The sequence below is a fragment of the Bradyrhizobium sp. 134 genome (assembly GCF_023074155.1).
Classification (GTDB): Bacteria; Pseudomonadota; Alphaproteobacteria; order Rhizobiales; family Xanthobacteraceae; genus Bradyrhizobium.
This window is the reverse complement of record NZ_JADPKX010000074.1, coordinates 781,077-803,613: the sequence shown is the minus strand read 5'-3', so window position 1 is coordinate 803,613 and position 22,537 is coordinate 781,077. Positions and strand designations below refer to the sequence as shown.

At 64.6% G+C, this 22,537-nt stretch carries 20 protein-coding genes; 15 read left to right on the top strand and 5 right to left on the bottom strand.

Annotated features, from left to right (window positions below):
• The first annotated feature begins 40 nt into the window (after positions 1 to 40).
• The 10 genes from tolQ to ftsH all read left to right on the top strand — a co-directional run bounded on the left by tolQ (position 41) and on the right by ftsH (position 12,425).
• Positions 41 to 757 carry a protein TolQ gene (gene tolQ / locus IVA75_RS34000; protein ID WP_007596319.1) on the top strand — a complete coding sequence of 239 codons (717 nt, stop codon included), beginning with the start codon at positions 41 to 43 and terminating at the stop codon, positions 755 to 757.
• A 43-nt stretch (positions 758 to 800) separates the two neighbouring features.
• Positions 801 to 1,250 (top strand): protein TolR, encoded by a 450-nt coding sequence (tolR, locus tag IVA75_RS33995; RefSeq protein ID WP_018453789.1) that lies wholly within the window; start codon positions 801 to 803, stop codon positions 1,248 to 1,250.
• Between the two features lie 3 nt (positions 1,251 to 1,253).
• The gene (locus tag IVA75_RS33990) at positions 1,254 to 2,213 is read left to right on the top strand and encodes a protein TolA (RefSeq protein WP_247287583.1); all 960 of its coding nucleotides are present in this window, start codon (positions 1,254 to 1,256) and stop codon (positions 2,211 to 2,213) included.
• Positions 2,214 to 2,236: 23 nt separating this feature from the next.
• Positions 2,237 to 3,604, top strand: a complete 1,368-nt coding sequence (gene tolB, locus IVA75_RS33985) for a Tol-Pal system beta propeller repeat protein TolB (RefSeq protein WP_247287585.1) — start codon at positions 2,237 to 2,239, stop codon at positions 3,602 to 3,604.
• A gap of 243 nt (positions 3,605 to 3,847) precedes the next feature.
• A complete protein-coding gene (locus tag IVA75_RS33980; RefSeq protein ID WP_247287586.1) occupies positions 3,848 to 6,178 on the top strand; it encodes an EAL domain-containing protein in 2,331 nt (776 codons plus the stop codon).
• 161 nt (positions 6,179 to 6,339) lie between these two features.
• Positions 6,340 to 7,104: a hypothetical protein gene (locus IVA75_RS33975; RefSeq protein ID WP_247287587.1), complete on the top strand. Its 765-nt coding sequence runs from the start codon at positions 6,340 to 6,342 to the stop codon at positions 7,102 to 7,104.
• 271 nt (positions 7,105 to 7,375) lie between these two features.
• Positions 7,376 to 7,864 (top strand): peptidoglycan-associated lipoprotein Pal, encoded by a 489-nt coding sequence (gene pal, locus IVA75_RS33970; RefSeq protein ID WP_007596304.1) that lies wholly within the window; start codon positions 7,376 to 7,378, stop codon positions 7,862 to 7,864.
• Between the two features lie 187 nt (positions 7,865 to 8,051).
• Entirely contained in the window at positions 8,052 to 9,107 is a 1,056-nt protein-coding gene (ybgF, locus tag IVA75_RS33965) for a tol-pal system protein YbgF (protein ID WP_247287588.1), read from the top strand.
• A gap of 76 nt (positions 9,108 to 9,183) precedes the next feature.
• On the top strand, positions 9,184 to 10,236 hold the full coding sequence (tilS, locus tag IVA75_RS33960; protein WP_247287589.1) for a tRNA lysidine(34) synthetase TilS: 1,053 nt from the start codon (positions 9,184 to 9,186) through the stop codon (positions 10,234 to 10,236).
• A 266-nt stretch (positions 10,237 to 10,502) separates the two neighbouring features.
• A complete protein-coding gene (gene ftsH / locus IVA75_RS33955) occupies positions 10,503 to 12,425 on the top strand; it encodes an ATP-dependent zinc metalloprotease FtsH (protein ID WP_007596301.1) in 1,923 nt (640 codons plus the stop codon).
• 172 nt (positions 12,426 to 12,597) lie between these two features.
• Here the strand turns inward: ftsH and IVA75_RS33950 are convergent, their stop codons facing one another.
• Positions 12,598 to 14,091 carry a hypothetical protein gene (locus IVA75_RS33950; protein ID WP_247287590.1) on the bottom strand — a complete coding sequence of 498 codons (1,494 nt, stop codon included), beginning with the start codon at positions 14,089 to 14,091 and terminating at the stop codon, positions 12,598 to 12,600.
• A 297-nt stretch (positions 14,092 to 14,388) separates the two neighbouring features.
• Here IVA75_RS33950 and IVA75_RS33945 point away from each other — a divergent pair, with 297 nt between their 5' ends.
• Positions 14,389 to 14,553 carry a Flp family type IVb pilin gene (locus IVA75_RS33945; protein ID WP_027570346.1) on the top strand — a complete coding sequence of 55 codons (165 nt, stop codon included), beginning with the start codon at positions 14,389 to 14,391 and terminating at the stop codon, positions 14,551 to 14,553.
• Between the two features lie 173 nt (positions 14,554 to 14,726).
• On the opposite strand, the gene IVA75_RS33940 is transcribed toward IVA75_RS33945, so the two are convergent.
• Positions 14,727 to 16,217: a hypothetical protein gene (locus IVA75_RS33940; RefSeq protein WP_247287591.1), complete on the bottom strand. Its 1,491-nt coding sequence runs from the start codon at positions 16,215 to 16,217 to the stop codon at positions 14,727 to 14,729.
• A 295-nt stretch (positions 16,218 to 16,512) separates the two neighbouring features.
• On the opposite strand from IVA75_RS33940, the gene IVA75_RS33935 reads away from it, so the two are divergent.
• Positions 16,513 to 17,193, top strand: a complete 681-nt coding sequence (locus tag IVA75_RS33935) for a TetR/AcrR family transcriptional regulator (RefSeq protein ID WP_027520003.1) — start codon at positions 16,513 to 16,515, stop codon at positions 17,191 to 17,193.
• A 150-nt stretch (positions 17,194 to 17,343) separates the two neighbouring features.
• Here the strand turns inward: IVA75_RS33935 and pyk are convergent, their stop codons facing one another.
• Together pyk and IVA75_RS33925 are read right to left on the bottom strand one after the other, a co-directional pair.
• Complete coding sequence (pyk, locus tag IVA75_RS33930; protein ID WP_027570348.1) at positions 17,344 to 18,780, bottom strand: pyruvate kinase; 1,437 nt, start codon at positions 18,778 to 18,780, stop codon at positions 17,344 to 17,346.
• Positions 18,777 to 19,370 (bottom strand): DUF1036 domain-containing protein, encoded by a 594-nt coding sequence (locus IVA75_RS33925; protein WP_027570349.1) that lies wholly within the window; start codon positions 19,368 to 19,370, stop codon positions 18,777 to 18,779. The genes pyk and IVA75_RS33925 overlap by 4 nt, the downstream gene beginning before the upstream one ends.
• A 178-nt stretch (positions 19,371 to 19,548) precedes the next feature.
• Between IVA75_RS33925 and IVA75_RS33920 the strand changes: the two genes are divergently transcribed.
• The 3 genes from IVA75_RS33920 to IVA75_RS33910 all read left to right on the top strand — a co-directional run bounded on the left by IVA75_RS33920 (position 19,549) and on the right by IVA75_RS33910 (position 20,816).
• Positions 19,549 to 19,851 carry a DUF1244 domain-containing protein gene (locus IVA75_RS33920; RefSeq protein WP_007596287.1) on the top strand — a complete coding sequence of 101 codons (303 nt, stop codon included), beginning with the start codon at positions 19,549 to 19,551 and terminating at the stop codon, positions 19,849 to 19,851.
• A 209-nt stretch (positions 19,852 to 20,060) separates the two neighbouring features.
• Positions 20,061 to 20,333: a DUF2312 domain-containing protein gene (locus IVA75_RS33915; protein WP_007596286.1), complete on the top strand. Its 273-nt coding sequence runs from the start codon at positions 20,061 to 20,063 to the stop codon at positions 20,331 to 20,333.
• Positions 20,334 to 20,393: 60 nt separating this feature from the next.
• Positions 20,394 to 20,816, top strand: a complete 423-nt coding sequence (locus IVA75_RS33910) for a DUF1801 domain-containing protein (protein WP_247287593.1) — start codon at positions 20,394 to 20,396, stop codon at positions 20,814 to 20,816.
• 15 nt (positions 20,817 to 20,831) lie between these two features.
• On the opposite strand, the gene IVA75_RS33905 is transcribed toward IVA75_RS33910, so the two are convergent.
• On the bottom strand, positions 20,832 to 22,454 hold the full coding sequence (locus IVA75_RS33905) for a DUF882 domain-containing protein (RefSeq protein ID WP_247287595.1): 1,623 nt from the start codon (positions 22,452 to 22,454) through the stop codon (positions 20,832 to 20,834).
• Positions 22,455 to 22,537 lie beyond the last annotated feature (83 nt).

Below are 22,537 nucleotides of genomic sequence, written 5' to 3'. Positions count from 1 at the left end.
CGGGACATCAGGTAACGATCGCCTTGAGAGGATACTGCTTATGAATCCGGCCGACGTGGCTCAGTCAGCCCTTCCGGTTGCCGCTTCCGCGGACGTGTCGCTGATCGCGCTGTTCTGGCAGGCTCACTGGATCGTGAAAGCCGTGATGCTGGGGCTTCTCGCCTGCTCGGTCTGGGTCTGGGCGATCGCCATCGACAAGATCTTCCTGTTTGCCCGCACCCGCCGCTCGATGGACCGTTTCGAGCAAGCTTTCTGGTCCGGCGAGTCGATCGAAGACCTCTATCGCACGCTCTCGGCCAAGCCGACGCATTCCATGGCGGCCTGCTTCGTCGCGGCGATGCGCGAGTGGAAGCGTTCGTTCGAGAGCCAGGCCCGCTCGGTCGCAGGCCTTCAGATGCGCATCGACAAGGTCATGAATGTGTCGATCGCCCGCGAGGTCGAGCGGCTGGAACGCCGGCTGCTGGTGCTCGCCACCGTCGGCTCCGCAGGCCCGTTCGTCGGCCTGTTCGGCACCGTCTGGGGCATCATGTCGAGCTTCCAGTCGATCGCGGCGTCTAAAAATACCTCTCTGGCGGTGGTGGCCCCCGGCATCGCCGAGGCGCTGTTTGCGACCGCCGTCGGCCTTATCGCCGCCATTCCTGCCACTATTTTCTACAATAAGTTCACCTCCGAGGTGAACCGGCAGGCCCAGCGGCTCGAAGGCTTTGCCGATGAATTTTCAGCCATCCTGTCGCGCCAGATCGACGAGCGGGGCTGACGGACGGCATGTATAGTGTGAAGGGCAATTTGGGCACCAGACCATGGGCATGAACGTTGCGAGTTCGTCCGGAGGCGGTGGACGCCGTGGCCGGCGCAAGCCGGTCGTGGCCGAAATCAATGTCACGCCGATGGTGGACGTGATGCTGGTGCTGCTCATCATCTTCATGGTGTCGGCGCCGATGCTGACGGTCGGCGTGCCGCTCGACCTGCCGCAGACCCAGGCCAAGAGCCTCGAAAACAACGACCAGAAGCCGATCCAGATGTCGGTCGACATCAAGGGCAAGGTGTTCATCAACGACGCCGAGATCGCGATCAACGAACTGATCCCGAAGCTGAAGGCGATCACGGACGCGCGCGGCGGGCTCGAGGAACGGATCTATCTGCGTGCCGACAAGAAGGCGGATTACGGGACGGTGGCCAAGGTGATGGGCCAGTTGTCCGGCGCAGGCTTCAAGAAGCTGGCGCTCGTCACGGAAGCGGATCAGGGGTAGACCGTGAAGGTGAAGGTCGACAAGACACTCGTTGCGTCGATTGCCCTCCACGTCCTCGTGCTGGGATGGGGGCTCGTCACCTTTAGCAGCAGGGCTTTCGTTCCGGCCGAAGAGTCGCTGCCGATCGACATCATCTCCACCGACCAGCTCGCGCAGATGATGTCGGGGCAGAAGACCGGCGACAAGAAAGAACCGAAGCCGAAGGTCGAGAAGATTGCGGAAGCCAAGCCCGAGGAAGACGCCGTCGGCAAGGTCACCGAGAAGAAAGAGCTGATCAAGACCAACTCGACGCCCGAACCGCCGCCAAAACCCGTCGAAAAGCCGGTCGAGAAAAAGCCCGAGCCGCCCAAGCCCGTCGCCGAGGCGAAGCCGAAGGAAGAGCCGAAGCCACAGGAAAAGAAGCCTGATCCGGCCAAGGAAGATCCGATCGCCGAACTGCAGAAAAAGCTGGACACCAAGAAGCCGCCGCCCAAGCCGCCCGAGCAAAAGGTCGCGGCGGTGCAGCCGCCGCAGCAGCCGAAGCCCAAGGAGCGCAGCTTCGATCCCGCGCAGATCCAGCGTGATCTCGACAAGCGCGCCGCGACCCGGCACGAACTCGCCGGCTCGACACTGAATGCGTCGGCCTCGCTGGGATCGACGAGCGGAACGGCCGCCAACAACATTGCGACCTGGCGGGGGGCGTTCCAGGGGGCGGTGAAGCGCTGCTTCACGCCGACCTATAACGGGCAGGATGCAGATCAATACGAAGCCGACATCGACATCCCCATGAAGATCGACGGATCGCTCGCGTCCGAGCCGATCGTCGTCGCGGTGAGGGGGCCGTCGCGGTCGATCGCACAGGCGGTGGCGGAGAGTGCCAGACGCGCCATCGTGCAGTGTCAGGTCTATTCGTTCATGCCGAAGCAGCAATACGAGAGCTGGAAGCTCATTCCGATGACTTTCGGCCTGAAAGACATGTTGTGACATCCGAACAAAAGAATTTTGCGATGAATGACGTTCGATCGTTGAACCGCCGCCGCTTCATGACCCTGACCGGATCGACGCTCGCGATGCTGGGAGGCGGGCAGGCCTTCGCCCAGCAGCCGCAGCAGGGACGCCTTCGCATCGATCCCACCGAGTTTCGGCCGATCCCGATTGCGATCACCAATTTCGTGCCGGGTTCGCCCGCCGACGGCGACGTCGGCAACGGCGTCACCCAGGTCATCACCAACAATCTGAAGCGCTCGGGCCTGTTCGCGCCGGTCGACCAGGCCGCCTTCATCGAGCGCATCAGCAACATCGACGTCGCGCCGCAATTCGAGAACTGGAAAACCCTAAACGCGCAGGCCCTCGTCACCGGCCGCATGACGCGGCAGCCGGACGGACGCCTCAAGGCCGAATTCCGCTTGTGGGACGTGGTCACCGGCCAGCAGCTCGCCGGCCAGCAATATTTCACCTCGCCGGAATATTGGCGCCGCATCGCCCACATCATCTCCGACCAGATCTATGAGAAGCTGACCGGCGAGAAGGGCTATTTCGACAGCCGCGTGGTGTTCGTCGACGAGACCGGGCCGAAGGAGCGCCGCGTCAAGCGCCTCGCGATGATGGATCAGGACGGCGCCAATGTGCGCTATCTGACCCGCGGCTCCGACCTCGTGCTGACCCCGCGCTTCTCGCCGAACTCGCAAGAGATCACCTACATGGAGTTCGGCCAGGGCGATCCGAAGGTCTACCTGTTCAACATCGAGACCGGCCAGCGCGAGATCGTCGGCAACTTCCCGGGCATGACCTTTGCGCCGAGGTTCTCGCCGGACGGCCAGCGCGTCATTATGAGCCTGCAGCAGGGCGGCAATTCCAACCTGTTCGTGATGGATCTGCGCTCGCGCTCGACCACGCGCCTCACCGACACGCCTGCGATCGACACCTCACCTTCCTACTCTCCGGACGGCACCCGCATCTGCTTCGAGTCCGATCGCGGCGGCAGATCGCAGATCTATGTCATGGCCGCGGGCGGCGGAGCGGCGCAGCGCATCTCCTTCTCCAAGGACGACAACAACGCCACCTATTCGACGCCGGTGTGGTCGCCGCGCGGCGATTACATCGCCTTCACCAGGCAAGGCGGCGGGCAGTTCTCGATCGGCGTGATGAAGCCGGACGGCTCCGGCGAACGGCTTCTCACCTCCGGCTACCACAACGAAGGTCCGACCTTCTCGCCGAACGGCCGCGTGCTGATGTTCTTCCGCGATCCTGGCGGCAGCGGCGGGCCGTCGCTGTTCTCCGTCGACATCTCGGGACGCAACGAGCTGAAGGTGCCGACGCCGGGCTTCGCTTCCGACCCGGCATGGTCGCCGCTATTGTCCTCGACATCGGGCTAGCCGCCCGTCCTCGGTGCGCGATGATTTGACCGCGCGCCTTTTCCGAAAACTTTGCCAGATGTTTCCCCGCGATAATTGTTCTTTAAGGTTGCACTCGGCAAACTTTTCCCATCGGTTTGTTTCTATTGATGTATTTCGACTATTGGTCACTCAAAACAACTCGACTTTAACGATGTTCCCTCAGAAAGACTTCATACCGGATCGGTAAAACTGCGCTCCAGACAGGACGCGCGTAAACACCAGATGCAGTTTGCAAGTCAGAGCGGAGAGCCGGAACAGCGGCCGCCGAAAACTTCGGCGGCGCAAATCGATTCGCTGTTCGAAGCGCCTGGCCCGTTGCTGGCCGGACTCATTTTCGTGTCGATTGGTGCGGCCCTGACCGCGCTGAGGACGGGCGAGCCGCTGATCTGGGCGTGCGTCGCACTTCTGATCCTGGCCGGGGCCGCGCGGGCGATCGACCTGCGGCTCTATCAGGCACGTCAGGCGGTCATGACCGTCGAGGCGGCCGCACGCTGGCAGAAGCGCTATCAGATCGGGGCAAAGATCCAGGCGGCTGCGATCGGCATCTGGTGCGCCACCGCCCTGTTGGCCACGGACGACGCCGTGGCTCACATGATAGCCTTGTCGGTCACCACCGGAATCGCGGCGGGCGGCGCGGGCAGGGCATATGGCCGGCCTGCGATCTTCCACCTCCAGGCCGTGCTGATTTTCGGCCCGGCCGTGCTTGCCTTGGCGCTGCGTGGAACGCCCTACTACATCGCGATGGCGCTGGTCAGCGGCGCGTTCCTGATGGCGATCATGCAGCTTTCGGTGAATCTGCACCGAATCTTCATGGGAGCGGTCGTGGCACGGGAACGTGAAGCCGCGCTCGCCGGCCAGTTCGATACGGCTCTGAACAACATGCCGCACGGCCTGTGCATGTTCCGCGTCGACGGACAGCTGGCGGTCATGAACCACCGCTTCGGCGCAATGATGAACCTGCCGGAAGGTCTGGCGCAGCGCGGCATCAACGCGCGTGACATCGTCGCGGCGTGCGTCAGCGCCGGATCCATCTCGGCTGGGAGCGGCGAGCGGATCGTCGCGGACATCGAGAGTTCGCAAGCCAAGGAGATCATCACCGCCGATCCCGACACGCAGCGAAACCGGTCGTTGTCCTGGACCGTCCAGCCAATGGCTGACGGCGGCGCAGTGGTGCTGCTCGAGGACATTACCGACCGTCGCAGTGCCGAGGCCAAGATTACGCATCTGGCGCGCTACGACGACCTCACCGCGCTCCCCAACCGCGTTCATTTCCGCGATGAGATCGAAAGGCTGCTGGCGATCTCGCACGACGCCGAGCGCCTGTCCGCGCTGCTGTTCGTCGATCTCGACCAGTTCAAGCAGGTCAACGATACGCTCGGCCATCCCTGCGGCGACCAGCTGCTGTGCGCGGTCGCCAACCGTCTGCGCGAGATGCTGCGCCCGGAGGATTTCGTCGCCCGCTTCGGCGGTGACGAATTCGTCGTGTTCCAGGAGAACATCTCCTCGCCCGAGGACGCCGCCGCGCTGGCGCGCCGGATCGTCGAACGGCTGAGCGAGCGCTACCGCATCGACAATCATCTGGTCGAGATCGGGGCCAGCGTCGGCATCGCGTTGACCTCTCCGGAGGGCGTCAGCGCGGACACGCTGCTCAAGAACGCCGACATGGCGCTGTACCGGGCCAAGGCCGACGGCCGCGGCACCTTCTGCTTCTTCCGCGACGAGATGGCGGCGACCGTGGAGGCGCGCCGCATCCTCGAGCTCGATCTGCGCAAGGCGCTCGCGAACGAGGAATTCGAGCTGTTCTACCAGCCGCTGGTGAATTTGAAGTCCGGCAAGATCACGACGTGCGAGGCGCTGCTGCGCTGGAATCATCCGGTGCGCGGCACGGTCTCGCCGGTGGACATCATCCCGGTCGCCGAGGACATGGGGCTGATCGTCGATCTCGGCCGCTGGATCCTGCGCCGCGCCTGCATGGAATGCATGAAATGGCCGGAGGGCGTCAACGTCGCCGTCAACTTCTCGCCGCAGCAATTCCACCAGCGCGACGTCTTGAGCGAAATCCGCTACGCACTCGAGGTTTCGGGGCTCCCGGCGCATAGGCTGGAGATCGAGATCACCGAATCCTCGCTGTTGCGCAACACCCAGCTCACGCACGACATCCTGTCGCAATTGCATGCGATCGGCGTGCGCATTTCGCTGGATGATTTCGGCACCGGCTATTCGAGCCTCAGCTACCTGCACAATTTCCCGATGCAGAAGGTGAAGATCGACCGCTCCTTCCTCGAAGGCATCGACGCCGACCGGCCGCTGACGCTGCTGCGCGGCGTGGCGCGGCTGTCGGCCGATCTCGGCATGGCCGTCGTGGTCGAGGGCATCGAGACCAATGATCAGCTCGAGCTGATCAGCGCCGACGGCACCGTAACCGAAGGGCAGGGCTATCTGTTCAGCCGGCCGGTGCCGGCAGTCCGGATTCGCCAATTGCTCAATGCCTCGCATGGCCGTCGCGGGGCTGAGGACCAGATCGTCATGGTGTCCTCGCGATCGATCGCCTGATCTTTCTCTGCCTCACTCCTCAACGTATTTAGCTCTCGTTCGTCCGTGTTTTTGCGGGCTGCAAAGGTTAACCCTAACGTTTCTAAGCCTTTGCAATTCCGTTAATGAACCATTAATCTCCCCACACTCGCAGAAGTTGCTTTGGAGTGTAGGGGTACTGGATGACGTCTGGAGCTGAACCGCAAACGGTGCTCCTTCCGCGGGGAGCCGCTCTGTTTGACCGCATCGATTACCGCCTGATCGAAACTCCTGAGGACCGAGACAACCTCTATCTGATGCGGTACCGGGCCTATCTGCACGCCGGACTGATCGAGCCGTCGGAGTCGCGGCGCGTGACTGATCGCTTCGACGATGCGCCCAACACCTGGAATTTCGGGGTCTATGTCGATGGAGAGCTCTGCAGCTCCGTTCGCATTCACGTCCTGACGTCTGACTGGCGAATGTCCTACACGACCGAAGTGTTTGGCGACGTCTTGCATCCCCGCCTCGACCGCGGCGAAGTTCTCATCGATCCATGCCGGTTTGTTGCCGATCCCGAAAAGCACCAGCGTTTTCCGGAGCTGCCCTATCTGACGGTGCGGCTGGCTTTTGTGGCTTGCGATCATTTCAACGCCGACACCGGGCTGGCCATGATCCGGACCGATCATCAGGCGTTTTATCGTCGCGTCTTCCTGCACGAGACCATTTCGCCGGAGCCCCGCGGGTTTCCGGGCTGGCCCACCAAGAAGGCCGTGCTGATGGCGTCCGATTTCCGGAACCTGCGGGAAAAGGTTCTGACGCGCTTTCCGATCATGCGCTCCAGCGCTTTTGAGCGGCGCATGTTGTTTCAACGCAGCAGCCCGCGCCAGGCGGCCCCGCGGCCGGTGTCGCTGGCCACCCAGCGGAGCCCGGACGTAGCCGCCTCGGCAACGGGTTCTGCCCGCTAGGTCCCAGGATCTGGCCCAAGGATCTGGCCCCAGCGTCTCCACGCGCCGAGCCTAAAATTCCAGCAAGGGCCGCGGTTTTTGCCGGTCGGCGCGGCTTGCCTTCACCATCGCGCCACATTTACAACCCATTAACCATGACGGTTGCTTTTCGCTGGTTGGGGGCATTTGACCGGCTGTGGCAAGGTTCCATCAAGGTTGACGGAACGTTCGCTTAACCAACCCCCTGTAGACCGGACAGCAGTGGACGAAACGTGAGCGTGGAGGCTCCGGAATGAAACATCCTATGCGCATCCTCCAGGGATTGAAGCTGGCCGCGGTGCTTGCCGTCGCGTTGTCGATGGGTGCCTGCGCCAACAAGAATGCTGCCACGGATGCGATGGCCAACGCGGCGACGCCGGGCAGTCAGCAAGACTTCGTCGTCAATGTCGGCGACCGCGTGTTCTTCGAAAGCGACCAGACCGATCTGACCCCGCAGGCGATCGTGACCCTGGAGAAGCAGGCGCAGTGGCTCCAAAGCTATCCGCGCTACAGCTTCACCGTCGAAGGTCATGCCGACGAACGCGGCACCCGCGAATACAACATCGCGCTCGGCGCCCGCCGCGCCCAGTCGGTGCGTTCGTTCCTCGCCTCGCGCGGCATCGATCCGAACCGCATGCGCACGATCTCGTACGGCAAGGAGCGGCCGGTCGCCGTTTGCAACGACATCTCCTGCTGGTCGCAGAACCGCCGCGCCGTCACCGTGCTGAACGCGAGCTCCTGACCATTGGTCAGGCGCCGTTCATCTTCAGAAACCGATTATGCCGGCGCCCTCTCGGGCGCCGGTTTCGTTTCAGCGATCTGTGACGGAAACCCCTTTGTTTCAGTCACAGTTTTGGCGTACTCCGCTTCAATGTGTGGCGCGTCGAATGTTCGGTCGCAGGCCATTTCGCTTTCGTCGTCAGGGCAAGATGTCATCCAGATTTAAGGTCTTCACCGGCACCGTGGCGATCGCCACGCTGCTCTCTTTGTGCTCGCCCGCCCTCGCACAGTCGGACGATGCAGATCCCGAGATGCGGATCGAGCGGCTGGAGAACCAGTTGCGCCAGCTCACCGGCCAGAACGAAGAGCTGCAATATCGAAACCGCCAGCTCGAAGAGCGGCTGCGAGCGCTCGAGGGCGGCGCGCAAGGCGCGCCCGGTCAGACGCCGGTCCAGCCCAATGTCGCGGCCATGCCGCCCGCGCAAGCCGCGCCGGCCTATCGCCAGCAGCCGCCACACCAGCAAGCGGCCCAGCCGAATTACGAGCAGCCGCAGATCGCCTCTCCGGCGCCGATCGTTCAGGAGCAGCCTGCGCCCGGCGCCCCGGGCACGCGCCGCCGCGGCGATGCCTTCGACCCGAACCAGAGCCCGAATGCGCCGGGTGCGCCGCGCGCGCTCGGCGGCGGGCAGCAACCGATGCCTGCAGGTGCCCCGAGCGGCGCGCCCGGCGGCCGTGGCGCCGGCGAACCGCTTGATCTCGCCAACAACGGGACCCGCTATCCGCAGGCGACCGCACCCCAGGCTGCGCAGCCCGGCTATCCGCCGGCTCCATCCGGCTCTCCCGCGCCGGGCGGCACGGGCCTTGCGACCCTGCCGCCCTCGGCAACGCCGCGCGACGAATTCGACCTCGGCATCGGCTACATGCAGCGCAAGGACTATGCGCTGGCCGAGCAGACCATGAAGAACTTCTCGCAGAAATATCCGAGCGACCCGCTGCTCGGCGACGCGCAATACTGGCTCGGCGAGAGCTATTTCCAGCGCCAGCAATATCGCGACTCCGCGGAAGCCTTCCTCGCCGTCACCACCAAATACGACAAATCCGCCAAGGCACCGGATGCCCTGCTGCGGCTCGGCCAGTCGCTGGCGGCGCTGAAGGAAAAGGAGGCCGCGTGCGCCGCCTTCGGCGAAGTCGGCCGCAAATATCCGCGCGCTTCCGCCGGCGTCAAAGCCGCGGTCGACCGCGAGCAGAAGCGCGTGAAGTGCTGACGCGCGGCGATTGATCCTGACAAGACGGATGGCGCTGCGCTAAACATTCGGTCCATCCGCGGACGATTGCAGCGTCATGTCAGAGGACAATTCCCCGATCTCGGCGCGTGAGGCCAGGCGCCTCTTCGCAGGCCTGAAAGGCGCGCACGGACTGCTGCTCGCGGTCTCCGGCGGGCCCGACTCGGTCGCGCTGATGTGGCTTGCGGCGCGCTGGCACCGCAGCCTCGCGCGCGGCCCGCGTCTCACCGTCGTCACCATCGACCACGGCTTGCGGCCGGAGGCGGCGCGCGAGGCGCGCGAGGTCAAGCGTCTGGCGACCGGGCTTGGCTTGCCGCACCGGACCCTGCGCTGGCGCGGCGCCAAGCCGAAAACGGGACTGCCGGCCGCCGCGCGCGAAGCCCGCTACCACCTGCTCGTGCAGGCCGCACGCAAGGCTGGTGCGAGCCACGTGCTGACCGCCCACACCCGCGACGACCAGGCCGAGACCGTGTTGATGCGTCTTGTCCGCGGCAGCGGATTGGCCGGGCTGTCGGCGATGGCCCGTCTCACCGAGCGCGACGGCGTCGTTCTTGCGCGTCCACTGCTCGATGTTCCGAAGTCGCAGCTGATCGCGACCTTGAAGCGGGCGAAGATCGGCTTTGCCGACGATCCCACCAACCACGACGCTGTCTTTACCCGGCCGCGGCTGCGTGCGCTGCTGCCGCAGCTCGCGGCGGAGGGTGGTGATGCCCGCAGCCTGGCCCGGCTCGCGGCAAGGCTGGCGCGCGCCAATGTGGCCGTCGAGGTGCTGACCAATGGAGCCGAGCGCTTCCTCCGTTTGCGTGATCGCGGCGATGCGCCGCAGGCCGGCGTTCGAAGCTTCGAGGCCCCCGTGTTTGCCGCCCTGCCGGAGGAGGTCCGGCTGCGGATACTGCTGCGGGCCATCAACGCGTTCGGGCATGAGGGACCGGCGGAACTCGGCAAGGTCGAATCCCTTCTGGCCGTGCTCGATCAGGCCATTGCCGCAAGTCCCCGCGGACCCAAAAATGGCCGGCCGGCCCTGAAGCAGACGCTTGCGGGAGCCTTGATTAGCCTTGTCGGGGGACGTATCCGCATCGGGCCGGCGCCGGCCCGGCGCAAGGGTGGATAGGGGCGGATCATCGCACCGGCCGTTTCGAGACCGCGCCGTGAGGACACCTTAACCAGGCAGGAAAAAGCGGGATCTGGGTGCCATTATTTCAGCGGGAATCGGACTAAGATGGGCTAAATAGTCCCATCTCGTTCCCTTGGCAGCGACCGGAGCGACACCTAGATTGTATCCGTCTAACCGAGAGGATTCCTTGGGGATTTCCTCGCGCTGCCCAAATAACTGCCCAAGGCTCAGGCCGCGATCCGCGCGACCACGAAGGAAGATCGATGAACGCCAATCTGCGCAATTTCGCCCTCTGGGTCATCATTGTCCTGCTGCTGTTGGCGTTGTTCACGCTCTTCCAGAATCCGGGTCAGCGCGCCTCCTCGCAGGACATCGCCTTCTCCCAGCTCCTGAGCGAGGTTGACCGCGGCAATGTGCGCGACGTCGTGATCCAGGGGCCGGACATCCACGGCACCTTCACCAACGGCTCGAGCTTCCAGACCTATGCGCCGAGCGATCCGACGCTCGTGAAGCGCCTCTATGACAGCAAGGTGCAGATCACCGCGAAGCCGCCCGGCGACAACGTGCCGTGGTTCGTCTCGCTGCTGGTCTCCTGGCTGCCCTTCATTGCGCTGATCGGCGTGTGGATCTTCCTGTCGCGGCAGATGCAGGGCGGCGCCGGCAAGGCGATGGGTTTCGGCAAGTCGCGCGCAAAAATGCTGACTGAAGCGCATGGCCGCGTTACCTTCGAGGACGTCGCGGGCGTCGACGAGGCCAAGCAGGACCTGCAGGAGATCGTCGAATTCCTGCGCGACCCCGGCAAATTCCAGCGCCTCGGTGGCCGCATTCCGCGCGGCGTGCTTCTGGTCGGCCCTCCCGGCACCGGCAAGACCCTGATCGCGCGTGCGGTCGCGGGCGAAGCCAACGTGCCGTTCTTCACCATTTCGGGTTCTGACTTCGTCGAGATGTTCGTCGGCGTCGGCGCCAGCCGCGTCCGCGACATGTTCGAGCAGGCCAAGAAGAACGCGCCCTGCATCATCTTCATCGACGAAATCGACGCCGTCGGTCGGCACCGTGGCGCTGGCCTCGGCGGCGGCAATGACGAGCGCGAGCAGACGCTGAACCAGTTGCTGGTCGAGATGGACGGCTTCGAGGCCAATGAGGGCGTGATCCTGATCGCCGCGACCAACCGTCCCGACGTGCTCGATCCCGCGCTGCTGCGTCCCGGCCGCTTCGACCGTCAGGTCGTGGTGCCGAACCCTGACGTCGTCGGCCGCGAGCAGATCCTCAAGGTCCACGTCCGCAAGGTGCCGCTGGCGCCGGACATCAACCTCAAGACCATCGCGCGCGGCACCCCGGGCTTCTCCGGCGCCGACCTGATGAACCTCGTCAACGAAGCCGCGCTCACCGCCGCCCGTCGCAACAAGCGGATGGTGACCCAGGCCGAGTTCGAGGAAGCCAAGGACAAGGTGATGATGGGCGCCGAGCGCAAGTCGCTCGTCATGACCGAGGAAGAGAAGCTGCTGACGGCCTATCACGAGGGCGGCCACGCCATCGTCGGCCTCAATGTCGTCGCGACCGACCCGATCCACAAGGCGACCATCATTCCGCGCGGTCGTGCGCTGGGCATGGTCATGCAGCTGCCCGAGCGTGACAAGCTGTCGATGTCGCTGGAGCAGATGACCTCGCGCCTTGCCATCATGATGGGTGGCCGCGTCGCCGAAGAGCTGATCTTCGGCCGCGAGAAGGTGACTTCGGGTGCGTCGTCCGACATCGAGCAGGCGACGCGTCTGGCACGCATGATGGTGACGCGCTGGGGCCTGTCCGAGGCGCTCGGCACGGTGTCCTATGGCGAGAACCAGGACGAGGTTTTCCTGGGCATGTCGGTGTCGCGCACCCAGAACGCATCGGAAGCGACGGTTCAGAAGATCGACACCGAGATCCGGCGTTTCGTCGAAGAAGGCTACAACGAAGCGACGCGTATTCTCACCGAGAAGCGCGCCGATCTCGAAGCTCTCGCCAAGGGCCTGCTCGAGTTCGAGACGCTCTCCGGCGACGAGATCATCGACCTGCTCAAGGGCAAGAAGCCGAACCGCGAGTCCGTGCTCGAGCCGACCACGCCGCGCGCCTCGGCGGTGCCTCCGGCCGGCAAGTCGCGCCCGCGGCCCGATCCGGATCCCGGCCTGGAGCCGCAGCCGCAGGCGTAATCGCGAACGGCAGATCGAATTGAAAAACGCGGCGGAAACGCCGCGTTTTTTGTTGGGTGGTGGTGCGTCGGCGAACGACTCGTCGTTGCGAGGATATCTTGCGACGAAGCTTCGCTACGCTCGCAGTGACGACGTTGACGCAGGGCAGGGTTGCCTCGCAATCACCTAGGCGCTAGGGCTTCGCGTTCGTCGCCGACCCACCTACCGTGTTGTCCCGCACGTGGATCACTGCGATGTCGTCCGTATAGATCCGCTTCCAGCCCTTCAGCATGTCCAGGATCTGCGGCCCGGGCGCGTCGGCGGCCAATAGCGTTGCGTCGATCTTGTGCTCGTCGAGCAGCCGCGGAAGCAGCTCGGGCTTCTTGCCCTCGGTCGCCTTGAAGAAGTCCATGACGAACCTCTCACCGTAGAGCTCGGCCCGGCCGTCGACGTAAACAGGGATGTCGCGCGAGATCAGATAGCCGCCGAACTGATAGGCATTGAAGACGCGCTGGACCTTGCGTTGTTCGAGCAAGTCGACTGCCGCGACCGGCGTCTGCGTCATGGTGAAGCTGAAGCTGTGGTGGCCCATGTAGAGCGAGGTCGAGGCCCAACCCGCGGCGACGATCATGAGTGCGCCAAGCGCGGTGACATAGCGGGCCGGCCAGCGGTCGGCACCGGGTGCGTCCGGCTGCGGGCGCGAGGCCAGCTGGCCGAGCGGCTTCGCCAGCACCAGCGGCACCAGGAACGCGAACGCCTCGATGCTCCTGACGTGGGTCAGCGCGCTCCAGGTCAGGAACAGGATCAGGAAGATCCTGGGCGCAGAGAGCACGAGGCCGCGATAATAGCCGAACGCGATCAGGCCGAGCAGGGCGCCTTCGAACGAGGAGAAGGTGGCAAAATTCGCCGGCATCCATTCGAAGATCAGCGAGAGCAACTCGCCCAGGCTCAAGATGTTGGTGGCGCCCAGCAGCGTTCCCCAGCCGTACGGCGTACAGCAGCTCGCGACCAGTGCACCGATGCCGAACAGCACCCAGCGCAGGAATAGCTGAAGCCGCCGCCCCTTCTCGGCGTGCTCGACGGCCTCGAGCGCGATCGGACCGATCAGCGCCAGACCGAGCACGAAGCCGCCATGCAAGTTCGCCCACAGCGCCATCAGCGGCAGCCAGTACCAGGACGGCCCGCTCCTGCGGTCGGCGGTCGCCATCAATAGACCGACCCATGCCACCATGACAGGCAGCGCCAGGACGTGCGGACGCGCCAGGACGTGATGCAGCGACAGCAGCAGGGCCAGCATCGCAAGCAGCACTGCGCGCGGTGCCTCGATCTGCACGTCGAGCAGATAGACGAAGATCGCGGCCGTGAGCGCGACTCCCATCGCGGTGAGGATGACGGGACCTGCCCAGCCCAATTGCGCATAGGAGAGAGCGAACAGCACCTGCGACAGCCACGACGTTGAAATCCACGGGGCGCCCGTCCGCGTGAAGGAATAGATGTCCGTGTACGGCATAGCGCCGTGATCGATGATCCATTGTCCGATCTTGATCTGCCAAAACGAGTCGGAGTCCTGAAGCAGCGTATCGCCGACATACATGAAGAAGAGATAGGCGCCCGCACCGACGCACAGCGGCACCAGGGCTCGCGCACGACCCTGCACCGTGATGCTGTTGGCAAAGGAAAGGGACATGCCGCGTCGTCGTCCTGTTGTTTTGTCGGGGTGCCGAGCGATCGACATTGGACCACGGCGGTCATAATTCCGGGTAAACCGGTGATACCGGGCCGGCTTGATGTCTCGACAATTTAACGGATCGTTTTAGATTTCGGTTTACCATCGCCGAATACACGCAAACCGCTCTGTATTTCCGCAGTCGAATTAACTGCGGCGCAATTCTTTGCCACTACGTTCGCATCCATGGTCGAGCGGCGCTGGGAAGCCAAAAAGACCAGATCAGTTGTAGCCTCGTGTACTCATTTGGAGCTCTTTATGAAGAACCTCGTTGCGAATTTCGCGAAAGATGAATCCGGCGCCACCGCCATTGAATACGGTCTGATCGCCGCCGGCATCGCGCTGGCGATCATCACTGTCGTCAATAACCTGGGCACCACGTTGAACGCCAAGTTCACCTCGATCTCGTCCAGCCTCAAGTAAGACTGAACGGACCAAGAGTAGAAAGAGCCTTGTCCCGGACAAGGCTCTTTCCTTTTGTGCCAAGCCTTTCGTGCCAAGCCTTTCGTGCCAAGGCTTGTTCTAGCGAAGTCTTTTCTTCGCCGAAATCGTTACGTCCAAGCGAGTCCGCGACGGTTAAACGCCTGATCCGCGGCTCACGGTGCTGAGGGTAGCTTCGCCGATGCGTCATCGCGGACGTGGATGACGGCAAGGTCATCCGAGTAGAGCCGCTTCCAGCCCGGCACGTGGTCCATGATCCTTGCGGCGGGAGTCGATCCGTTCAGCAGTGTGGCGTCTATCTGGTAGGTATCGAGCAAACGCAGCAGAGTCTCAGCGTTCTTGCCTTCGATGGCGTCGAAATAGTCGAGCACGAACTGCTCTCCATACAGCTCGGCGCGGCCATCGATGAAGGTCTTGAGGTTGCGGAAGATCAGATAGCTCCCGATCGGCGCGGTGCTGAAGATGCGCTGCGCGTGCCGCTGCTCGAGCAGGTCGACTGCGGCCCGAGGGGTCGGATTGCGGATAAAGGCATACCGCGTCGGCGTGGCATAGGACCGCGTGATACTCCAGCTGGTCGCAACGATGACGAGCGCGGCGATTGCGGTCACTGCAAAGGAGGTCCGTGCTTCAGCCCGTGCGAGCGCGACCGCTCTGGCCGCGCCCAATTGTTCGGCCAACGGTTTCGCCAGCACGAGCGGTGTCAACAATGCAAAGACTTCGATGTTTCTGACGTGGTTGAGTGCCGCCCAGACCAGGCCGAGCAGCAGAAGAATGCGGGTCCACGGCAGCACCAATCCCTTGTAGTAGCCGAGGGCGATCAATCCGAGCAGGCTGGCACCGAACAAGTCGAACGAGCTGAAATCGGCGGGCATCCACTCCGAGATCTGCGAGAGCACCTTGCCGAGGCTGAGGATTTTCGCCGATGCGAGCGGCGTATTCCAGCCATAGGGCGTGCAGCAGCTTGCGGCAAGCGCAGCAAGCCCGAACAAGGCCCAGCGCGACGCCAGTGCAAAGCGGTCCTTGCGATCGGTGGACGCGATCGCATCGAGGCCGATGGGCCCAATCAGCGCCAGCCCCATGACGAAGCCGCCGTGAAGATTGGCCCATAGCGCCATCAAGGGAAGCAATAGCCACGACGGCGCGGTGCGCCGATCGGCGGCCGCCAGCAGCCCGCCGACAAAGGCCAGCATGACAGGGAGTGCCAGCATGTGCGGACGGGCGAGAAAGTGGCCCATCGACATGAAGAGGAGCGGGGTGACGAGCAGAAAGGCGCGCGCAGGCTCCAGATAGGGCTCAAGCAGGTAGACGAAAATCGCTGCGGTCGCTCCGATCGCGAGCGACGTCAGGATAACTGCCCCCGACCAGTTCGACGGCTCGTAAGCCAGCGCGAACAGGACTTGCGATAGCCAGGAGCTCGAGATCCAGGGCTCGCCGGCTCGCGTGAAGGAATAGATGTCGGTATAGGGCAGGGCGCGGTGTTCGAGAATCCACTGCCCGATCTTGATCTGCCACAGCGTATCGGTATCGCGCAGCATGATGTCGCCGATGCCCAGGAAAAACAGGTAGACGCCGGCGGCAATGCAGAACGGCAGAAGCCAGCGCGCAACACCGCGGACGGGCACGCTGCTTGTCATGGAAATCGACATCGGACTCTCGGAGCTGAAACGACAGCACGCAGCAGCGCGCAAGCATCGGCAAGCTGAGCATGATCGCTTTTAAGTTGAGGTAAACCGGATCGTCATACCGCGGCCGCGCCGAGCAAGAATGCGTTTACCTGCTCTTGTCGCGCCGAAGTTTGCGCCGCGCGCATATGCTGATTTGTGTCTTGTCATCTGCCCTGAATAGTTGTTCAGTTCTTGAGGGCGATTTGGGCGAAGATTAGCGACTAAGCATGCGGTCGGGCTTTGCGCCGGACCGGATGCTGGGGACAGGAAGCGCGCCATGGTTTATCGGCGGACGCATCAAGTGGTGAAGCGCCTTGCGGCCCGGCGCAGTGCGATACTGGCGGCGGCGCGGGAGGCGGCGGCGGAAGGCGGGATGGCGGCGGTGCAGATTGCGCCGGTCGCGCTTCGCGCCAGCGTCGCTGCGGGTACGGTCTACCGCTACTTCCCATCCAAGGCCGATTTGATCTCGGAATTGATCGCCGAAGTCTCCCGCGACGAGCTCACGGCGATCCGGCGAGCAGCCGATGCCGCGCCGGGGCCGTCTTCGGCGCTGGCGGCGGCGGTGACCACCGTGGCGGTGCATACCCTGTCACAGCGCAGGCTCGCCTGGGGCATCCTCGCCGAGCCGGTCGATGTCGATGTCAGCGCTTCACGCCTCGCCAGCCGGCGCGAGATCGCGGGCGAAATGGCCTCGCGGATCGACGCCGCCGTGCGCGCCGGCCACCTGCCGGCGCAGGACACCGCACTCGCCGCCACCGCGCTGCTCGGCGCCCTGCACGAGGCCCTGGTCGGACCGCTCGCGCCGGACAATCTCGACGATCCCGCCAGGATGCGCGATGCCGTGCAGACCGTGACTCTGCTGGCGCTCCGCGCGGTCGGCGTCATGGACGCCCGCGCCAGGGGTCTGGTCGTGCAGCAGACGCTGCTGCCGGCGGCGAAAGCGCTGGTTGGGGCCTAAAACGTCAGCCTGATCGACCGGCGGACCTGATCGCGCCCAGGCCATTGCCAGAGCTCGCCTTTTCGAAAAACCTCAGCACATGCGCCGGACCCGCCGGCTACTGTGCATGGGGTTGTTTTCGACATTTTTGTTTGCCGCGTGCCTGCGGACCTAAATATTCGCTTCGCCCTCGGGGCCGACCGAGGCGATGCGCACCATGTTGGTGGTGCCGGGGATGCCGAGCGGCACGCCGGCGACGATGATCACGCGCTGGCCGGCCCGGACGAAGCCGTCGCGGAACGCGATCTGGCCGGCGCGGCTCACCATGTCGTCCTGGTCGCGCGCATCTTCCGCCACCACGCAATGTATGCCCCAGACGACCGACAGCCGGCGTCCCGCCGCGACGTTTGGCGTGATCGCCACGATCGGCGGCTTCGGCCGCTCGCGCGCCACGCGCACGGCGGTCGATCCCGAGCTGGTCCAGCAGATCAGGGCCGGCAGGTCGAGCGTCTCGGCGATCTGCCGCGCGGCGTCAGCGATGGCATCGCCGGCGGTGGCTTCCGGGGCGGGGCGCTGTGCGGTGATGACGGAGCGATAGATCGGGTCGCGCTCCACCTCCTCGCCGATGCGATTCATGGTCGAGACAGCCTCGACCGGGAATTTGCCGGCCGCCGATTCCGCCGACAGCATGATGGCGTCGGCACCTTCATAGACGGCTGTGGCGACGTCGGAGACTTCGGCGCGGGTCGGCACCGGCGACTGGATCATCGATTCCAGCATCTGCGTCGCGATCACCACCGGCTTGCCGGCGCGCCGCGCCATGCGTGTCATCTGCTTCTGCAGGCTCGGCACGCGTTCCAGCGGCAGCTCGACGCCGAGGTCGCCGCGCGCCACCATCAGGGCGTCGGAGGCGTCGATGATGTCGGCGAGGCGATCGATCGCCTGCGGCTTCTCGATCTTGGCCATCACCGCCGCACGGCCGCGGATCATCTTCTTGGCCTCGAGCACGTCGTCGGCGCGCTGCACGAAGGACAGCGCGATCCAGTCGACGCCGGTGACCAGCGCCGCCTCGAGGTCGGCGCGGTCCTTCGGCGTCATCGCCGAGACCGGCAAGTCGGTGTCGGGCAGGCTGACACCCTTGCGATCGGACATCCGGCCGCCGACCACGACGCGCGTCACCGCGTGCTCCTTCGAGGTCTCCTCGGCGATCAGCCTCACCTTGCCGTCGTCGAGCAGCAGCGAATGGCCCGGCCGCAGCGCCGCCAGGATCTCCGGATGCGGAAGCTGGACGCGAGTGGTGTCGCCCGGCGCCTTGTCGGAATCCAGCGTGAAGGTCTGGCCATTCTGGAGCTGGACCGCGCCTTCGGCGAAGGCACCGAGCCGGAGCTTTGGGCCCTGGAGGTCGACCAGAATGCCGATCGGCCTGCCATAGCTGCTCTCGACGTTGCGGATCGTCGCCACCAGCTCGCGCATCTTGTCATGCGGGGTGTGGCTCATGTTGATGCGGAACAGGTCGGCGCCGGCCTCGAACAGGCGGCGGATCATCGCGAGGTCCGAAGAGGCGGGTCCCAGGGTCGCGAGAATCTTGATACGGCGAAGACGCCTCATGGCTTATTTCCAGACGGGGGCGAGGGAGCTGGCGGGAGGCCAGGCGCGGCGGGGGGCGTACCACCGGGCGGGCCATTGGGCAAACCCGGAACCCCCGGACCAACCGGGCCGGGGAGACCAGGCACGCGCTGCTGTTTTGACGGCTGCTCGTTGGCATCGGTGAGCTGCACGGTCCAGGCCCGCTGCTCGCCGGTATCGACCTCGAAATAGCCGGTCCGGTCATAGCCACGTGCGAGGCAATCCTCGGTGCCGCGGATGGTAAACTCCTTGTCGCGCGAGCACATGAAGGCCTGGCCCGACCATTCGCCGCCGCGGTCATAGTCGATGGCGTAGATGTAATAGAAGCGGGCCACCAACGTTCCGCGCAGCAGGGTCTCGCAGGAGCGGGACGAGATGTTCCACCAGCCCTCGGTGGTCCAGCCCTCGGCATCCTTGTAGCCGAGCGCGATGCCGACCCGGCTCGATGTATTGTTGCAGAGCCGGAAATCGGCGGAGGCCGGGCTGGCCCAAAAGCATAGCAAGCCAACCACCAGCACCGGGACCAACCGGGCGAGCAGGCGAAGGGGGGAGCGGGGAGATTCGGCGATCATTGTCGCGGAAGCTATATCAGATCATTGACGATTTGGCGTAGGGCCCGGGAACTGCCCGAAGCCGGCTTTGCGCCCGTTTGCGCCGCGATATGGCAAAATCTGTGACAGGCCCCACCTGATCTCGTAAGGGTGCCCCATCCAGGTCACTGCCAATTTCGCAAAGCCGAGGGATCCAGCCATGGCAATCGACGACAAAACCAGAACGGAACTCGAGGCTGCCGCTTTCCGGCGCCTGGTCGATCATTTGAAGACGCGGACAGACGTCCAGAACATCGACCTGATGAATCTCGCAGGCTTCTGCCGCAACTGCCTGTCCAACTGGCTCAAGGACGCCGCCGACGCCCAAGGCGTCGCCTTAAGCAAGGACGAGAGCCGGGAAGCCGTCTATGGCATGCCTTACGAGGCCTGGAAATCGAAATACCAGGGCGCGGCCACGCCTGAGCAGCTCGACGCCATGAAGAAGGTTCATCCCGGGCACTGAACGGCCGCGCCGGCAGCCTGATGTGCGGTGCCCTTGAGTCGCATCACACAACAGCTTTCTTCGACGCGCCGCAGGAAGGTGTGGGCGCGCTGTGGACGAGCGCGATGCCGCCTTGAACGCGAGAGGTCCGAACCCTAAGGGTCTAACCAGCACGCGCGGTGATGATGCCGGCGTCACCTCGTTTTGCCAGTTCCATTGGGAGTACCAAGATGGCCACCTCCGCCGCCGTCCGCGACGACGAGCCCGCGACGAAATTTGCCAAGGACCAGCTCAAGTCCATCATCGAGCGCATCGAGCGGCTGGAGGAAGAGAAGAAGGCGATCTCCGACGACATCCGCGACGTCTTCGCCGAGGCCAAGGGCAACGGCTACGACGTCAAGGCGCTGCGCACCATCGTGCGCATGCGCAAGCAGGACCCGAACGAGCGCGCCGAGGCCGAGACGATCCTCGAGACCTACATGCAGGCACTGGGGATGATCTGAGGTATCGGTGTCGTCCCGGCTTTGGCCTGGGCGACACCATGTCGATCGAAGGAGACCGCGGTGACTGCGCCGCCGCTGCCGCGCGAGGTAAGCCGTGCCTACGACGCTTTTCCGGCGTCGATCGGCAAGCGGCTGCTTTGGGTACGCGAGCTGATCTTCGCGACCGCCGCGGCGCATGAAGGCATCGGCCGTCTCACCGAAACGTTGAAATGGGGCGAGCCTGCTTATCTGACCGAAGAGACCGGCAGTGGCAGCACGATCCGGCTCGGCCGCCTGAAGGACTCCGCGCACGCCGCGATTCTGTTCAACTGCAAGACGACGCTGGTCGATACCTTTCGCGAACGCTTTCCCGATCGGTTCGAATATCGGCAGACCAGGGCGTTGCTGTTGCCGGTGTCGGGCAAGCCGCCTAAGCGGGAGCTATCGGTCTGCCTGTCGCTGGCGTTGACGTATCATCTGGATCGACGAAGGAAGAAGCGTTAGCGGCGCGCGAAGACCTCAGCGCAACGCGGCGGTCCGCATGACGAACGACGTCGTCTCGAGCTTGGCGGTGGCGGTGCCCGAGAAGCTGTCGCACGACAAGCCCTGCATCGGATCGTCGGCAAAACCCATGGCGATCACGGACTGCGGCTTGACGAAGTAGGCGCGCATCGCGGCCGTGTCGAGCTCGCCCATCAGCGTGACCGACATCGCGCGGCTGGCGCTCGGCGACAGCATCACGATCTTGAGCCAGATGCTTTCGCCCTTGGCTGCGGAGAGCCGGGTCGCGGTTGCGACCATGCCGTCGACGCGCTTGCCGACCACCGTGTTGATCTCGGTCGCGGGTGCAAGGTTACGCGACGCGGAGGCGGGACGGGCGGAGCGCGGGATAGGCGCGGAGGCGGCGACGACATTGGCGCGGTCGACCGGGGAGGCGGACGCCGGCGCGTAGGCCAGCGCCTGATAGGCGGCGCTGGACACGCTCGCGGTCGGCTGCGGATCGGTGGCGGCGGCAAGCGCCTGGCGGGCCTTCAGCGCAGCCACTTGGGCCGGCGTCGCCTGCTGCGGCGTAGCCGGGGCATCCCAGAAGCCACGGGCATTGATGATGTCGGCGGGCGTCTCGGGCTTGGCGTCAGCAGATTTGCCGGCGGCCGGCTTGTCAGCCACGGGCGCCGGCTTCGACTTGGGCAGCGCGACGAGCTGCGCATCGGCCGAGGCGAGCTGAATCGTCGCCGCGATTGACGGCTTGGCGCGCGGCGTCGGCACCGGATCGGCCGGCTTAGTCGCGGCGGCGACCACGGTCGGCGCGACAGGCTTCGCAGCCGGAGCGGGCGCGCCCTCGTCATCCTCGTCGTTGCTCGTGGCGGCCGGAGCCGGCTTGCCCTTGAACAGGGCGGCAAAGAAATTCGACTTGCTGCCGGAATCCTCGCCGCTGCCGCGCCGCTCGATCTCGGCCTTGGCGAGTTCATAGCCCTTCAGCGGCGTGCCGTCGGTCGGGACATGGACGGTGCGTCCGTCCGGGAAGACCCGGGCGAGCTGGTCATGCGTCATGCGCGGCCAATGCCGGATGCTGCCGGTGTCCAGATGTACGAACGGCGAGCCTGAGGTCGGATAGAAGCCGACGCCGCCGCGCTGGAGGCGCAGGCCGGCGAAGCGGATCTGCTCCAGCGGCACGTTCGGGATGTAGAAGTCCATCGCATGCCCCAGCATGTGCTGGCTGAAGCGCGCCACGCCGGAGGAGCGGCGGCGGAGCATGGAGTTGGTGGCGGGCGAGCGGTAGGCGGAGATGATCTGGATCGGCTGCTTGCCGTCGACGTCGCGGTAGACTTCCCAGAGGATGTCAAAGAGGTGACGGTCCATGACCGTCTCGTCCTGGCTGCGCCAGTCGCGCAGGAAGTGGTTGAGCTGTTTCAGCGCCGCTTCGTCGTAGCGCCCGTCGCGCTTGAAGGTGACGGTAAGGTCTTCGCCGGAATGGGTGTGGTGGAAGGAGAGCGTCTTGGTCTCGTTGAGCGCGGCGGCGTTATGAACTGAACCCGCGGCAGCAAGCAGCAATACGGCAGCGAGGCCGATCCGTGATCCGGCCTTCACTCCCGCATGGGACAACGACAGCACAGCAAATTGGCGTGCGATACCAGTCAACACGTTAGAGCCCACCCAGTCGACGAGCGTTCAAAATGGACTCTCCCGCTAACCCCGTAGCGCACGAAAGAGGATGAACGCTTTGT

Coding starts and splice junctions, on each gene's coding strand:
- tolQ (WP_007596319.1), top strand. CDS start 41: ATGAATCCGGCCGACGTGGCTCAGTCAGCCCTTCCGGTTGCCGCTTCC.
- IVA75_RS33940 (WP_247287591.1), bottom strand. CDS start 16,217: ATGTCGATTTCCATGACAAGCAGCGTGCCCGTCCGCGGTGTTGCGCGC.
- ybgF (WP_247287588.1), top strand. CDS start 8,052: ATGTCATCCAGATTTAAGGTCTTCACCGGCACCGTGGCGATCGCCACG.
- tolR (WP_018453789.1), top strand. CDS start 801: ATGGGCATGAACGTTGCGAGTTCGTCCGGAGGCGGTGGACGCCGTGGC.
- tilS (WP_247287589.1), top strand. CDS start 9,184: ATGTCAGAGGACAATTCCCCGATCTCGGCGCGTGAGGCCAGGCGCCTC.
- IVA75_RS33920 (WP_007596287.1), top strand. CDS start 19,549: ATGGCAATCGACGACAAAACCAGAACGGAACTCGAGGCTGCCGCTTTC.
- ftsH (WP_007596301.1), top strand. CDS start 10,503: ATGAACGCCAATCTGCGCAATTTCGCCCTCTGGGTCATCATTGTCCTG.
- IVA75_RS33950 (WP_247287590.1), bottom strand. CDS start 14,091: ATGTCCCTTTCCTTTGCCAACAGCATCACGGTGCAGGGTCGTGCGCGA.
- IVA75_RS33945 (WP_027570346.1), top strand. CDS start 14,389: ATGAAGAACCTCGTTGCGAATTTCGCGAAAGATGAATCCGGCGCCACC.
- IVA75_RS33975 (WP_247287587.1), top strand. CDS start 6,340: ATGACGTCTGGAGCTGAACCGCAAACGGTGCTCCTTCCGCGGGGAGCC.
- tolB (WP_247287585.1), top strand. CDS start 2,237: ATGAATGACGTTCGATCGTTGAACCGCCGCCGCTTCATGACCCTGACC.
- IVA75_RS33925 (WP_027570349.1), bottom strand. CDS start 19,370: ATGATCGCCGAATCTCCCCGCTCCCCCCTTCGCCTGCTCGCCCGGTTG.
- IVA75_RS33980 (WP_247287586.1), top strand. CDS start 3,848: ATGCAGTTTGCAAGTCAGAGCGGAGAGCCGGAACAGCGGCCGCCGAAA.
- IVA75_RS33915 (WP_007596286.1), top strand. CDS start 20,061: ATGGCCACCTCCGCCGCCGTCCGCGACGACGAGCCCGCGACGAAATTT.
- pal (WP_007596304.1), top strand. CDS start 7,376: ATGAAACATCCTATGCGCATCCTCCAGGGATTGAAGCTGGCCGCGGTG.
- IVA75_RS33935 (WP_027520003.1), top strand. CDS start 16,513: ATGGTTTATCGGCGGACGCATCAAGTGGTGAAGCGCCTTGCGGCCCGG.
- pyk (WP_027570348.1), bottom strand. CDS start 18,780: ATGAGGCGTCTTCGCCGTATCAAGATTCTCGCGACCCTGGGACCCGCC.